This is a genomic window from Bartonella taylorii, from assembly GCF_023920105.1.
GTDB classification, from domain to species: domain Bacteria; phylum Pseudomonadota; class Alphaproteobacteria; order Rhizobiales; family Rhizobiaceae; genus Bartonella; species Bartonella taylorii.
The window spans coordinates 530285-543438 of sequence record NZ_CP083693.1; the positions used below are offsets into that span (position 1 = coordinate 530285).

Sequence of the window (13154 nt, forward strand, 5' to 3'; positions counted from 1 at the left end):
TGCAATGGCTCGCGAATATAAAATTGAAGATTATCGTAATTTTGGTATTATGGCACATATTGATGCTGGTAAGACCACTATGACTGAGCGTATTTTGTTTTATACCGGCAAAAATCATAAAATCGGTGAAACCCACGATGGTACTTCTACGATGGATTGGATGGAGCAGGAGCAGGAGCGTGGTATTACGATTACATCTGCTGCGACAACAACCTTTTGGGAAGGGCGGGATGGTCGGAAGCGGCGCTTTAATATTATTGATACGCCAGGGCACGTTGATTTTACGATTGAAGTTGAGCGTTCTTTGCGTGTTCTTGATGGTGCAATAGCGTTGTTGGATGCGAATGCTGGTGTGGAGCCTCAGACAGAAACTGTTTGGAGGCAGGCTGAAAAATATCGTGTGCCGCGCATGGTCTTCGTTAATAAAATGGATAAAATAGGTGCTGATTTTTATCGTAGTGTAGAAATGGTTGGTTCGCGTTTGGGGGCTAAAGCGCTTGTTTTGCAATTGCCAATTGGTGCTGAAAATGATTTTGAAGGTGTCGTTGATCTTGTTGAGATGAAGGCATTAAAGTGGGATGGTTCTATTGGTGCTCCGGCTGTAGTGGTTGATATTCCTTCTGATTTGAAGGAGAAGGCGGAAGAATACCGCGAAAAACTCATTGAAATGGCGGTTGAAGTTGATGAGGCCGCGACCGAGGCTTATTTGGAAGGTGTTATGCCAACCGATGAACAGCTTGTTGCTCTTATTCGTAAAGGGACAATAGAGGTTCAGTTTCATCCGGTTCTTTGTGGTACGGCTTTTAAGAACAAGGGTGTTCAACCGCTCTTGGATGCTGTTGTGTCATATCTTCCTTCTCCGGTTGATGTCCCTGCAATTAGTGGCGTTGATGTGAAAACTGAATCTGAGGCGACGCGTGAATCTTCAGATGACGCTCCTCTTTCCATGCTTGCTTTTAAAATTATGAATGATCCTTTTGTTGGATCATTAACTTTTTGTCGTATTTATTCTGGTAAGGTTCAAAAAGGTGTTTCTCTCGAAAATACTGTGAAGAGAAAGAAGGAGCGCTTGGGGCGTATGCTTCAAATGCACTCAAATTCTCGTGAGGACATTGAGGAAGCGTTCGCTGGTGATATTGTTGCTCTCGCGGGGCTTAAAGAAACAACAACAGGTGATACTCTTTGTGATCCTTTGAAGCCTATTATTTTGGAACGGATGGATTTTCCAGAGCCTGTTATTGAAATTGCAATTGAGCCAAAAACGAAAGCAGATCAGGAAAAAATGGGTATAGCGCTTAATCGTTTGGCTGCTGAGGACCCTTCGTTTCGTGTGAAGTCTGATGAAGAATCGGGGCAAACCATTATAGCTGGAATGGGAGAGCTTCATCTTGATATTATTGTTGATCGTATGAGGCGTGAATTTAAGGTTGAGGCAAACATTGGCCAGCCTCAGGTTGCTTATCGTGAGTCTATTACCAAGACGGCAGAAATTGATTATACACATAAGAAGCAATCTGGTGGTGCGGGACAATTTGCGCGTGTAAAGATTATTTTTGAGCCTCATGATGGTGATGATTTTATTTTTGAGTCGAAAGTTGTTGGTGGTGCTGTTCCTAAAGAATATATTCCTGGTGTTCAAAAGGGAATTGAGAGCGTTATGGGGTCGGGGCCTCTTGCAGGCTTCCCTATGCTTGGTGTAAAAGCTACTTTGATCGATGGTGGTTATCACGATGTTGATTCTTCTGTTTTAGCTTTCGAAATTGCTGCTCGTGCGGCTTTCCGTGATGGAGCAAAGAAGGCTGGTGCCCAACTTCTTGAGCCAATCATGAAAGTAGAGGTTGTGACTCCGGAAGATTATGTTGGTGATGTCATTGGTGATCTAAATTCTCGTCGTGGTCAGATTTCAGGAACTGAGGCGCGTGGTATTGCTACAGTTGTGAATGCAATGGTCCCTTTGGCAAATATGTTTGGTTATGTGAATACTCTTCGTTCGATGAGTCAGGGGCGTGCACAGTATACAATGCAGTTTGATCATTACGAGCCTGTCCCTTCGGCGGTTGCTTTGGAGATTCAAAAGAAATACGCGTGATTTTTGGTTGTGTAATTAATTTTTAACTTAGTCCTTGATTTGGACGGAAAATGGAGAGCTCAAATGGCAAAGAGCAAATTTGAACGTACGAAGCCGCATGTTAACATTGGTACGATTGGTCACGTTGATCATGGGAAGACCTCATTAACAGCAGCGATTACGAAATATTTTGGTGAATTTAAAGCGTATGACCAAATTGATGCGGCACCAGAAGAGCGTGCACGTGGAATTACCATTTCTACAGCGCATGTTGAATATGAAACAGAGAAACGGCACTATGCGCATGTTGATTGCCCTGGTCACGCGGACTATGTGAAAAACATGATCACGGGAGCAGCGCAGATGGATGGAGCGATTTTGGTTGTTTCAGCTGCTGATGGTCCGATGCCTCAAACACGTGAACATATTTTGCTAGCACGTCAGGTTGGTGTCCCAGCAATTGTTGTTTTTCTCAATAAGGTTGATCAGGTTGATGATGCTGAACTTTTGGAGCTTGTTGAGCTTGAAGTGCGTGAGCTTTTATCAAAATATGATTTCCCAGGAGATGATATACCAATCGTTAAAGGTTCGGCACTGGCCGCACTTGAAGATAAAGATAAAAGCATTGGTGAAGATGCGGTTCGTCTTCTGATGAGTGAAGTTGATAATTATATACCAACGCCTGAGCGTCCAGTTGATCAGCCATTTTTGATGCCGATTGAAGATGTTTTTTCGATTTCAGGACGTGGGACAGTTGTTACTGGTCGTGTTGAGCGCGGTGTCATTAAAGTTGGTGAGGAAATCGAGATTATAGGTATTCGTCCGACATCTAAGACGACGGTTACAGGTGTTGAAATGTTCCGCAAGCTTTTGGATCAGGGGCAAGCTGGTGACAATATTGGTGCGTTGCTTCGTGGGGTTGATCGAGAAGGAATTGAACGTGGACAAGTTTTGGCGAAGCCTGGTTCAGTTACACCTCATACACGCTTTAAGGCAGAGGCTTATATTTTAACGAAAGATGAAGGTGGTCGTCATACTCCATTTTTCACGAATTATCGTCCTCAATTTTACTTCCGTACAACGGATGTGACGGGGATTGTTACGCTTCCAGAAGGAACAGAGATGGTTATGCCTGGTGATAATGTTGCGATGGATGTTTCTTTGATTGTTCCAATTGCCATGGAAGAGAAACTTCGTTTTGCTATTCGTGAGGGCGGTCGTACTGTTGGTGCAGGAATCGTTTCTAAGATCATTGAATAAATAATGGTTGTTGAGGGCGTCTTTAGTTATTAAAGGCGCTTTACATGACAAGGAAATAAAAGAGCATGAACAGTCAGAATATCCGCATTCGCTTGAAAGCGTTTGATCACAGAATTCTTGATGCATCGACACGTGAGATTGTGTCGACTGCCAAGCGTACTGGAGCAAATGTCCGTGGTCCTATTCCGCTTCCAACGCGGATTGAGAAGTTTACGGTCAATCGCGGGCCACACATCGATAAGAAGAGCCGTGAGCAGTTTGAAATGCGTACACATAAGCGTCTTCTTGATATTGTTGATCCAACGCCGCAAACAGTGGATGCGCTTATGAAGCTTGATCTTTCTGCTGGTGTGGATGTAGAGATTAAGCTCTGAGGTTTGAGGACAGAAGGAACAGACCCTATGCGTTCAGGTGTAATAGCACAGAAGCTGGGCATGACCCGTATTTATAATGAAGCTGGTGAGCATGTGCCGGTAACAGTACTTCGTTTGGAGAACTGTCAAGTCGTTGCTCAGCGTACAGTTGAAAAGAATGGTTATACTGCTGTTCAATTAGGTGTAGGCTTTGCTAAGGTTAAGAATACTTCGCGAGCTCTTCGTGGACATTTTGCTAAGGCTTCCGTTGAGCCAAAAGCTAAGATAGCGGAATTTCGTGTGAGTCCCGATAATCTTCTTGATATCGGTACTGAAATTACAGTGGAACATTTTGTTCCGGGGCAAAGAGTTGATGTAACAGGTACAAGTATCGGTAAAGGTTTTGCTGGTGTTATGAAACGGCATAACTTTGGCGGGCATCGTGCTTCTCATGGTAATTCAATTACACACCGTGCTCACGGTTCGACAGGACAGTGTCAAGACCCAGGTAAAGTGTTTAAAGGTAAAAAAATGGCTGGTCATATGGGGCAGGTCCGTGTAACAACACAGAATATAGAGGTTGTTTCCACAGATGTTGAACGTGGTTTAATTTTGGTGCGTGGTGCTGTTTCTGGTTCCAAAGGCTCTTGGATTTTAGTGCGGGATGCCGTAAAGAAACCTCTTCCTGATAATGTGCCGAAGCCTGCTGGTATTCGTTGTATTGTGAAGGAGAAAACTGAAATGGTTGCTCCGGTGGTGATGGAAGCTTCTGAAGTTGTGGGAGCCGAGTAATGGATCTTGTAATTAAAACGCTTGATGGTAATGAGGCTGGTAAGTTAAAGGTTTCTGAGGCTATCTTTGGTCTTGTTCCGCGTGAGGATATTTTACAACGTGTTATTCTTTGGCAACTTGCGCGTCGTCAGCAAGGAACTCACCAGTCACAGGGGCGCTCTGATGTATCTCGAACAGGGGCAAAGATGTTTAAACAAAAAGGAACTGGGCGTGCGCGGCACTCGTCTGCTCGTGCACCGCAGTTTCGAGGCGGTGGTAAGGCACATGGTCCGGTGACGCGTAGTCATGCGCATGACCTTCCTAAGAAAATTCGTGCGCTTGGATTGCGTCTTGCTTTATCAGCAAAATTAAAGGCAAAGGATTTAATTGTTGTTGACGCATTGAGCGTTAAGGATGCTAAAACCAAAATGCTTGTTTCTCATTTTTCTAAGCTTGGGATTGATAATGCTCTTTTAATTGGTGGTAAAGAGATTGATATTAATTTTTCTCGTGCAGCATCTAATATTCCTAATGTTGATATTCTACCAATTCAAGGAATTAATGTTTATGATATTTTGCGTCGCAGCAAACTTGTTTTGTCAAAAGAAGCTGTCGAGTTTCTTGAGGAGCGTTTTAGATGACAGATCTTCGCTATTATGATGTAATTGTTAGTCCGGTTATTACTGAAAAGTCGACTATGATTTCTGAGTATAATCAGGTTGCTTTTAATGTTGCGCCGAAAGCGACGAAGTCTGAGATTAAGGCTGCTGTTGAAACCCTTTTTGGCGTTAAAGTTAAAGCAGTTAACACGATAATTCGTAAGGGTAAAGTGAAGCGTTTTAAAGGCATTGTTGGTCGTCAGAGTAATGTTAAGAAAGCGATCGTGACGTTGGCCAGTGGGCAGTCTATCGACGTTTCGACAGGTCTTTAAGAAAGTTCGGAGATAAAGAATAATGGCACTTAAGCACTTTAATCCAACAACGCCTGGGCAACGTCAACTTGTTATTGTAGATCGTTCTTGTCTTTATAAGGGTAAGTCTGTAAAAACTCTAACTGAGGGCTTGTCATCAAAAGGTGGCCGTAATAATCGTGGTCGCGTTACTGCTCGTTTTCAGGGTGGTGGTCATAAACGCAGCTATCGGTTTGTTGACTTTAAGCGTCTTAAACGTAATATTTCTGCAAAAGTTGAGCGTTTAGAATATGATCCAAATCGCACTGCTTTTATTGCGTTAATTCGTTATGAGGACGGGCAGTTGAGTTATATTCTTGCGCCACAGCGTCTTGGTGTGGGTGATGCTATTATAGCTGGTTCTAATGTTGATGTTAAACCAGGTAACGCTATGCCGCTTGGTAATATGCCAGTGGGTACGATTATCCATAATATTGAAATGAAACCTGGAAAAGGTGGTCAGATTGCACGTTCAGCTGGCACTTACGCACAGTTGGTTGGACGAGATCAAGGGATGGCTATTCTTCGTCTTAATTCTGGAGAGCAGCGTTTGGTGTCTAGCAGCTGTTTTGCAACTGTTGGTGCTGTTTCAAATCCGGATCATGGAAATATTAATGATGGTAAGGCTGGGCGGTCACGTTGGCGTGGCAAGCGTCCACATGTTCGTGGTGTTGCTATGAATCCAGTGGATCATCCACATGGTGGTGGTGAGGGGCGTACATCAGGGGGGCGTCATCCAGTGTCTCCTTGGGGTAAGCCTACGAAAGGTAAGCGTACGCGCTCCAATAAAGCCACTGATAAGTTTATTATGCGTACGCGTCATCAGCGCAAGAAATAAGAAAGGTAGTCTGAAGTGGTTCGTTCAGTTTGGAAAGGTCCGTTTGTTGACGGCTATCTTCTTGGAAAAGCAGAGAAGGTACGTGCAAGTGGACGTAATGAAGTTATTAAAATATGGAGTCGTCGCTCTACTATTTTACCACAATTTGTTGGTTTAACTTTTGGTGTTTACAACGGTAATAAGCATATTCCTGTTTCTGTTTCTGAAGAGATGGTTGGACATAAGTTTGGTGAGTTTGCTCCAACTCGGACTTATTATGGGCATGGTGCAGATAAGAAAGCGAAGAGGAAGTAGTAATGGGAAAAGCTAAGGTTCCGCGCCAGCTTAAGGATAATGAGGCAAAAGCTATTGCACGGACAATTCGTGTTAGTCCACAAAAACTTAATTTGGTTGCTGCGATGATTCGTGGTAAAAGAGTGAATGTGGCGTTAGCTGATTTGACGTTTTCACGTAAACGTATTGCTGAGACTGTGAAAAAAACTCTTGAATCAGCAATTGCAAATGCAGAGAATAACCACGATCTTGATATTGATTCGCTCGTTGTTGCAGAAGCTTATGTTGGTAAGTCAATAGTAATGAAGCGTTTTCATGTTCGCGGTCGTGGACGTGCTAGTCGGATTGAACGTCCGTTTTCGCATCTTACTATTATTGTTCGTGAAGTTACCGAAAAAGTGGAGGCCGCGTAATGGGTCAGAAGATCAATCCAATAGGACTTCGTCTTGGAGTTAACCGGACTTGGGATTCTCGTTGGTATGCTGATAGTGGTGAATATGGGCGTCTCCTTCATGAGGATTTAAGAATTCGTTTATATGTGCTTGAAGAGCTGAAGCAAGCAGCTATTTCTAAGGTTGTTATTGAGCGTCCCCATAAAAAATGTCGTGTAACGATTCATTCGGCGCGTCCTGGTTTGATTATTGGTAAAAAAGGTGCTGATATCGAAAAGCTTCGCCGTAAGCTTTCGGAGATGACAAATGCTGAGACTTCATTGAATATTGTGGAGATTCGTAAGCCGGAAATTGATGCTACGATTATAGCGCAATCGATTGCTCAGCAGTTGGAACGTCGTGTTGCTTTTCGGCGTGCGATGAAGCGTGCGGTTCAATCAGCTATGCGTCTTGGAGCGGAAGGAATTCGTATCAATTGTTCTGGTCGTCTTGGTGGAGCTGAAATTGCTCGTATGGAGTGGTATCGTGAAGGTCGTGTTCCGCTTCATACCTTGCGTTCTGATGTTGATTACGGTACAGCAGAAGCTAAGACTGCTTATGGTATTTGTGGTGTTAAGGTTTGGGTCTTTAAAGGTGAAATTCTTGAGCATGATCCGATGGCTTCAGAGCGTCGTGCTACAGAAGTTGATCATTCTGGTTCCTCATCGAATCGTCGCCGCGAAAATGCTTAGTTTTTGTGATTGAACTAGAATTTGGAGTAGAGAACAATGTTGCAGCCAAAGCGCACAAAGTTCCGTAAACAATTCAAGGGCCGTATTCACGGCGTTTCGAAGGGTGGTACGGATTTGAATTTCGGTGCTTACGGTTTGAAGGCTGTTGAGCCAGAACGGATTACCGCCCGCCAAATTGAAGCGGCACGTCGTGCGATTACACGTTATATGAAGCGTTCCGGTCGCGTGTGGATTCGTATTTTTCCGGATCTTCCGGTTACATCTAAGCCGACTGAAGTTCGTATGGGTAAGGGTAAGGGAAGTGTAGATTATTGGGCGACTCGTGTTGCGCCTGGGCGTATTATGTTTGAGCTTGATGGGGTTCCTGAAGATGTGGCACGTGAGGCACTAAGATTGGGTGCTGCCAAGTTGCCTATAAAGACACGTTTCATCCAGCGTATTGCTGAATAAAGAGGTTAAGCGATGAGAGCCATAAAATTACGGGCGCAAACGCTCGACCAAATGAAAGATGAGTTGGTGAAGTTGAAGAAAGAACAATTTAATTTGCGCTTTCAAAGAGCAACAGGTCAATTGGAAAAGACTGCACGTGTTAGACAAGTTCGTCGTGACATTGCACGTGTTAAAACTTTTCTTCGCCAGAAGATAAACGAAAGTAAGGCTTAAGGAAATAAGTTATGCCTAAACGCATTTTGCAGGGTGTTGTTGTTAGTGACAAGAGCGATAAGACTGTGGTTGTTAAAGTGGAGCGTCGTTATTCTCATCCACTTCTCAAAAAGACCGTTCGACAGTCTAAAAAGTATAAGGCGCATGACGAGAGTAACCAGTTCAAGATTGGGGATCAGGTTTCTATTCAGGAATCTAGACCAATTTCGAAAGACAAGCGTTGGACTGTTTTTAAAGGCAGTGTGGCGTAGTTGATTAGCTTTGTTGTTTTAAAATTTGACAGTGGTTTTGTTTCCGTTGGTAGATTTAAGGACAATATTTTTCGTTATTTGGCAGGCAAGTCTGGATATGTAGAGATATAACCGGATATAAGTATTAAAAGAAGGTGGCCATTCATGATTCAGATGCAAACAAACCTCGACGTTGCCGATAATTCAGGTGCTCGTCGTGTCATGTGCATCAAAGTGTTAGGCGGTTCAAAGCGAAAATATGCTTCGGTCGGTGACATTATTGTTGTTTCGGTCAAGGATGCTATTCCTCGTGGCCGTGTTAAAAAGGGTGATGTGATGAAAGCTGTAGTAGTTCGTACTGCTAAGGATATTCGTCGCGCAGATGGTAGTGTTATTCGTTTTGATGGCAATGCTGCTGTTTTGGTGGATAATAAGAAAGAGCCGATCGGTACACGTATCTTCGGACCAGTTCCCCGCGAGCTTCGTGGTAGGAATCATATGAAGATCATTTCGCTCGCTCCTGAAGTGTTGTAAGGAGTGGGTGGTATGCAAAAAATTCGCAAAGGTGATAAAGTTGTTGTTTTATCCGGTAAGGATAAGGGATGTAGTGGTGAAGTAATTAAGGTGAATCCGAAGGAAAACAAGGCTTTTGTTCGTGGGGTTAATATGATTAAACGTCATCAGCGTCAAACGCAAAAACAAGAGGCTGGGATTGTTTCTAAGGAAGCTCCGATTCATCTATCTAATTTGGCGATTGCTGATCCTAAAGATGGTAAGCCTACACGTGTAGGTTTTCGTGTGAATGCAGATGGTGATAAGGTTCGTTTTGCCAAGCGTTCGGGAGAATTGATTAATGGCTGAGGAAAAACAAACGCCGCGCATGAAGATGCATTATTTTGAAGTGGTTCGTAAAGCTCTTCAAGAGAAGTTTAATTATAAGAATGCAATGCAAATTCCGCGGGTTGATAAAATTGTGATTAATATGGGGGTTGGTGAAGCAACTGCCGATTCTAAAAAACCATCTATTGCTGCTGAGGATTTGGGGTTAATAACAGGTCAGAAAGCTGTTGTGACCCGTGCACGTAATTCTATTGCGACCTTTAAGGTTCGTGAAGGAATGCCGCTCGGGGCTAAAGTTACGTTGCGTAAAGATCGTATGTTTGAGTTTTTGGATCGTCTTGTTACGATCGCGCTTCCGCGGGTTCGCGACTTTCGTGGTTTGAATCCAAAAAGTTTTGATGGTCGTGGCAATTTTGCTATGGGTATTAAAGAACACATTGTGTTTCCAGAAATTAACTATGACAAAGTTGATCAAATTTGGGGCATGGATATTATCGTTTGTACGACAGCAAAAACGGATGATGAGGCACGTGAATTGTTGCGTGCTTTTAATTTTCCTTTTCGTTTGTAACGGCAAATGTAGCGAGGTAGGATTATGGCCAAAGTAAGTGCCGTTGAGAAAAATAAGCGTCGTGAGGTGATGGTAAAGCGTTATGCTGCACGTCGTGCACGCTTGAAAGCGATAGTTATGGATCAGAAGGTTTCTCTTGAGGAGCGTTTTAAAGCTTCTGTTCAATTGGCGGGGTTGCCGCGTAATTCTGCAAAAGTTCGGGTTCGTAATCGCTGTGAGGTTTCAGGGCGTCCTCGGGCTTATTATCGTAAATTAAAAATGTCGCGGATTGCGTTGCGTGAGCTTGGTTCCGTAGGGCATATTCCAGGCATTGTTAAGTCTAGTTGGTGAGAGGAGATTACTCAATGTCTATGTCAGATCCTCTTGGTGATATGTTAACGCGTATTCGTAATGCGCTTGGTCGTAAAAAAGGAAAAGTGGTTACACCTGCTTCTAAGCTTCGTGTTCGCGTTCTTGATGTTCTCCAGTCTGAAGGTTATATTCGCGGATATAATCAAGTTGATTGTGGTGATGGAAAGTCTGAAATTGAAATCGAGTTGAAGTATTTTGAGGGGTTAGCTGCTATTCGTGAAATTTCACGTGTTTCAAAGCCGGGTCGTCGTGTATATGTTTCTGCTAAGTCACTTCCTCAAGTGGCAAATGGTCTTGGTATTTCTATTTTATCAACTCCTAAGGGGGTTATGGCAGATCATGAGGCACGTGAACAGAATGTTGGTGGAGAGCTCCTTTGTCGTGTTTTCTAAGTTATGTCAAGAAAACAAAAGAAAAGTAGGTTAGAACAATGTCTCGTATTGGAAAAAAGCCCATTTCAATTCCTTCTGGGGTTACTGCAACGGTTGAAGGTCAGCTGGTTAAGGCAAAAGGTCCGAAAGGTGAATTGAGTTACGTTGTTAATGATGAAGTCTTAGTGAAATTTGAGGAAAATGTCATATCAGTTTCACCGCGAGATCAGTCAAAAGATGCGCGCTCAAAATGGGGAATGTCACGCTCAATGATTGAAAATATCTTTTGTGGTGTGAAAGATGGTTTTGAAAAGAGATTGGAGATTAACGGAGTTGGTTACCGTGCTGCTTTGCAGGGCAAGGATGTTCAGCTATCGTTAGGTTTTTCGCACGATGTGATTTATAAAGTGCCATCGGGTGTTACTGTATCAGTTCCTAAACCTACAGAAATTGTTATTTCTGGAATTGATAAGCAGCGAGTTGGGCAAGTTGCAGCAGAGATTCGTGAATATCGTAGACCTGAGCCTTACAAAGGTAAGGGTGTTAAGCATGCAGATGAGCGTATCTTTCGTAAAGAAGGTAAAAAGAAATAAGGATTTTGTATTATGGTTTCATCTAAGAACATTATCCAGCGTCGTGCACGGCGTGTTCGTCGTAGAATTAAAATGGTTTCTGGTAATCGTCCGCGATTTAGTGTTTATCGTTCAAATCAGAACATCTATGCTCAAATTATAGATGATTTGCGTGGGTGTACGCTTGTTTCAGCATCTACTCTTGAAGGTGATTTAAAGAAGTCTTTAAAAACTGGTGCTGATAAAGAGGCAGCTTTTGCTGTTGGTAAGTTAATTGCTGAACGTGCAAAGCAGGCTGGTGTTAATGAGGTAGTTTTTGATCGTGGAGCTTATGTTTACCATGGCAGAGTAAAGGCTTTGGCTGAAGCTGCTCGTGAAGGTGGTTTGAGCTTCTAAAGTGTTTTGTTTAGAAATTTGAGTTAGGGGATTTTAGGGTGTTTCGTGTGGGTTCCTCTGGTTTGATGATGGGACTTTGTTAGCGTGCTTCCGGAAAAGAAAAAGGAATGAGGAATGGCACATAAAGAACGTGGTGAGCGAGAAGAGCGTGATAGTGAATTTGTCGATAGACTTGTTCATATCAATCGTGTTGCTAAAGTTGTGAAAGGTGGGCGGCGTTTTGGTTTTGCTGCTCTTGTTGTTGTTGGAGATCAAAAAGGTCGTGTGGGTTTTGGCCATGGTAAGGCGCGTGAAGTGCCAGAAGCAGTTCGTAAAGCTACAGAAGCTGCAAAGCGTGCAATGATTTATGTTCCGTTGCGGTCTGGGCGTACATTACATCATGATCTTGAAGGTCGTCACGGCGCTGGTCGTGTTTTACTGCGTTCTGCTTCTGCTGGTACCGGTATTATTGCTGGTGGGCCGATGCGTGCTATTTTTGAAACTCTTGGTATGCAGGATGTTGTTGCAAAATCATTAGGATCGTCGAATCCTTATAACATGGTGCGTGCAACATTTGACGCCTTAATGCATCAAATGCATCCTAGAGATATTGCGGTTCAACGCGGTATTAAATATTCAACTTTGCAGGCACGTCGTAGGCATTTAGTTGATGCGGAAAGCTAGTTTCTGAGATTATCAGAAAGGGAATTAGGAAATGGTTCAGAAAAAATCTCAGAATGGCAAAACTGTGACGGTAGAACAAATTGGTAGTCCAATTCGGAATTCGCAGATTCAGCGTGCAACCTTGAAGGGACTCGGGTTAAATAAAATACGTCGGCGACGTGTTTTAGAGGATACGCTTTGTGTGCGAGGTATGATTGCTAAGGTTCGGCATCTTGTTCGCGTTATAGATGAAGATTAACGGTTGCGGGAGTATAGGATATGAAACTCAATGAGCTGCGCGATTGCGAAGGTGCAACAAGAGGTCGTAAACGTGTTGGGCGTGGTATTGGTTCTGGTGCCGGTAAAACTGGTGGACGTGGTGTAAAGGGGCAAAGTTCACGTTCTGGTGTTTCACTTAATGGTTTTGAAGGTGGGCAAATGCCTATCTATCGCCGTTTACCAAAACGTGGATTTAAGAATTTTTTTGCTAAGACTTATAACGAAGTTTCACTGAGACGTATTCAATGGGCAGTTGATGCAGGCAAGTTGGATATTGAGAAACCTGTTGATATTATGGCGCTGAAAGAGGCTGGTATTATTCGTTGTGTGAGGGATGGTGTACGCCTTCTTGCTGATGGTGAGGTAAAAGCAAAGATTATAATTCATGTGTCTGGTGCTTCTGAGGCTGCTCGTATTAAGATTGAAAAAGCTGGTGGTCAGGTTGTTTTTCCTGAGGCTGTTCGGTGAGCTTATTTTGACATGAATGATGTCCTAAGCAGTTTTTATGCTCTTTGTTTGGGGATATTTTTTATGGAGAATTGTTTAAGTTTTGTATTTATTTATGTATGATGACAGGAATTTCTGGAGTTATGCTTTTGTGATT

General features: G+C 43.2%; 23 protein-coding genes. All 23 read left to right on the forward strand.

From position 1 onward, the window contains the following. The first annotated feature begins 4 nt into the window (after nucleotides 1-4). The 23 genes from fusA (at nucleotide 5) to rplO (ending at nucleotide 13018) form a co-directional block, all read left to right on the forward strand. Complete coding sequence (fusA, locus tag LBE40_RS02160; RefSeq protein ID WP_004859218.1) at nucleotides 5-2089, forward strand: elongation factor G; 2085 nt, start codon at nucleotides 5-7, stop codon at nucleotides 2087-2089. Between the two features lie 63 nt (nucleotides 2090-2152). After that, nucleotides 2153-3328, forward strand: coding sequence for an elongation factor Tu (gene tuf, locus LBE40_RS02165; RefSeq protein ID WP_078691533.1), 1176 nt, complete (start codon nucleotides 2153-2155; stop codon nucleotides 3326-3328). Nucleotides 3329-3393: 65 nt separating this feature from the next. Further along, entirely contained in the window at nucleotides 3394-3702 is a 309-nt protein-coding gene (gene rpsJ, locus LBE40_RS02170) for a 30S ribosomal protein S10 (protein WP_004855744.1), read from the forward strand. A 27-nt stretch (nucleotides 3703-3729) separates the two neighbouring features. Beyond that, entirely contained in the window at nucleotides 3730-4473 is a 744-nt protein-coding gene (gene rplC, locus LBE40_RS02175; protein ID WP_004859210.1) for a 50S ribosomal protein L3, read from the forward strand. Next, nucleotides 4473-5093, forward strand: coding sequence for a 50S ribosomal protein L4 (gene rplD / locus LBE40_RS02180; RefSeq protein ID WP_004859204.1), 621 nt, complete (start codon nucleotides 4473-4475; stop codon nucleotides 5091-5093). Before rplC ends, rplD begins: the two co-directional genes overlap by 1 nt. Beyond that, nucleotides 5090-5383, forward strand: a complete 294-nt coding sequence (locus LBE40_RS02185) for a 50S ribosomal protein L23 (protein WP_004859201.1) — start codon at nucleotides 5090-5092, stop codon at nucleotides 5381-5383. Before rplD ends, LBE40_RS02185 begins: the two co-directional genes overlap by 4 nt. A 22-nt stretch (nucleotides 5384-5405) precedes the next feature. Beyond that, nucleotides 5406-6239 carry a 50S ribosomal protein L2 gene (gene rplB / locus LBE40_RS02190; RefSeq protein ID WP_004859199.1) on the forward strand — a complete coding sequence of 278 codons (834 nt, stop codon included), beginning with the start codon at nucleotides 5406-5408 and terminating at the stop codon, nucleotides 6237-6239. Between the two features lie 15 nt (nucleotides 6240-6254). Then, nucleotides 6255-6533 carry a 30S ribosomal protein S19 gene (gene rpsS / locus LBE40_RS02195; protein ID WP_004855734.1) on the forward strand — a complete coding sequence of 93 codons (279 nt, stop codon included), beginning with the start codon at nucleotides 6255-6257 and terminating at the stop codon, nucleotides 6531-6533. 2 nt (nucleotides 6534-6535) lie between these two features. Beyond that, entirely contained in the window at nucleotides 6536-6925 is a 390-nt protein-coding gene (gene rplV, locus LBE40_RS02200) for a 50S ribosomal protein L22 (RefSeq protein WP_004859196.1), read from the forward strand. After that, nucleotides 6925-7635 carry a 30S ribosomal protein S3 gene (gene rpsC, locus LBE40_RS02205; RefSeq protein WP_004859193.1) on the forward strand — a complete coding sequence of 237 codons (711 nt, stop codon included), beginning with the start codon at nucleotides 6925-6927 and terminating at the stop codon, nucleotides 7633-7635. Before rplV ends, rpsC begins: the two co-directional genes overlap by 1 nt. A 36-nt stretch (nucleotides 7636-7671) precedes the next feature. Next, entirely contained in the window at nucleotides 7672-8085 is a 414-nt protein-coding gene (gene rplP / locus LBE40_RS02210; RefSeq protein WP_004859191.1) for a 50S ribosomal protein L16, read from the forward strand. A gap of 12 nt (nucleotides 8086-8097) precedes the next feature. After that, a complete protein-coding gene (rpmC, locus tag LBE40_RS02215) occupies nucleotides 8098-8298 on the forward strand; it encodes a 50S ribosomal protein L29 (protein ID WP_004859188.1) in 201 nt (66 codons plus the stop codon). An 11-nt stretch (nucleotides 8299-8309) separates the two neighbouring features. Next, nucleotides 8310-8549, forward strand: coding sequence for a 30S ribosomal protein S17 (gene rpsQ, locus LBE40_RS02220; RefSeq protein ID WP_004859186.1), 240 nt, complete (start codon nucleotides 8310-8312; stop codon nucleotides 8547-8549). A 144-nt stretch (nucleotides 8550-8693) separates the two neighbouring features. Beyond that, nucleotides 8694-9062 carry a 50S ribosomal protein L14 gene (gene rplN / locus LBE40_RS02225; protein ID WP_004859184.1) on the forward strand — a complete coding sequence of 123 codons (369 nt, stop codon included), beginning with the start codon at nucleotides 8694-8696 and terminating at the stop codon, nucleotides 9060-9062. Between the two features lie 12 nt (nucleotides 9063-9074). Continuing rightward, complete coding sequence (rplX, locus tag LBE40_RS02230; protein WP_004859182.1) at nucleotides 9075-9389, forward strand: 50S ribosomal protein L24; 315 nt, start codon at nucleotides 9075-9077, stop codon at nucleotides 9387-9389. Then, nucleotides 9382-9939 (forward strand): 50S ribosomal protein L5, encoded by a 558-nt coding sequence (rplE, locus tag LBE40_RS02235; RefSeq protein WP_004859179.1) that lies wholly within the window; start codon nucleotides 9382-9384, stop codon nucleotides 9937-9939. The genes rplX and rplE overlap by 8 nt, the downstream gene beginning before the upstream one ends. Before the next feature lie 24 nt (nucleotides 9940-9963). Then, complete coding sequence (gene rpsN / locus LBE40_RS02240) at nucleotides 9964-10269, forward strand: 30S ribosomal protein S14 (RefSeq protein ID WP_004859177.1); 306 nt, start codon at nucleotides 9964-9966, stop codon at nucleotides 10267-10269. A 14-nt stretch (nucleotides 10270-10283) separates the two neighbouring features. Continuing rightward, nucleotides 10284-10682, forward strand: a complete 399-nt coding sequence (rpsH, locus tag LBE40_RS02245; RefSeq protein WP_004859174.1) for a 30S ribosomal protein S8 — start codon at nucleotides 10284-10286, stop codon at nucleotides 10680-10682. A 38-nt stretch (nucleotides 10683-10720) separates the two neighbouring features. Next, nucleotides 10721-11254 carry a 50S ribosomal protein L6 gene (gene rplF / locus LBE40_RS02250; RefSeq protein WP_004859173.1) on the forward strand — a complete coding sequence of 178 codons (534 nt, stop codon included), beginning with the start codon at nucleotides 10721-10723 and terminating at the stop codon, nucleotides 11252-11254. Between the two features lie 12 nt (nucleotides 11255-11266). Then, nucleotides 11267-11629 (forward strand): 50S ribosomal protein L18, encoded by a 363-nt coding sequence (gene rplR / locus LBE40_RS02255; RefSeq protein ID WP_004859170.1) that lies wholly within the window; start codon nucleotides 11267-11269, stop codon nucleotides 11627-11629. A 114-nt stretch (nucleotides 11630-11743) separates the two neighbouring features. Next, entirely contained in the window at nucleotides 11744-12292 is a 549-nt protein-coding gene (gene rpsE / locus LBE40_RS02260) for a 30S ribosomal protein S5 (protein ID WP_004859168.1), read from the forward strand. Nucleotides 12293-12323: 31 nt separating this feature from the next. Then, a complete protein-coding gene (gene rpmD, locus LBE40_RS02265; protein ID WP_004859165.1) occupies nucleotides 12324-12530 on the forward strand; it encodes a 50S ribosomal protein L30 in 207 nt (68 codons plus the stop codon). 20 nt (nucleotides 12531-12550) lie between these two features. Next, complete coding sequence (gene rplO / locus LBE40_RS02270) at nucleotides 12551-13018, forward strand: 50S ribosomal protein L15 (RefSeq protein WP_004859163.1); 468 nt, start codon at nucleotides 12551-12553, stop codon at nucleotides 13016-13018. Nucleotides 13019-13154: the final 136 nt, after the last annotated feature.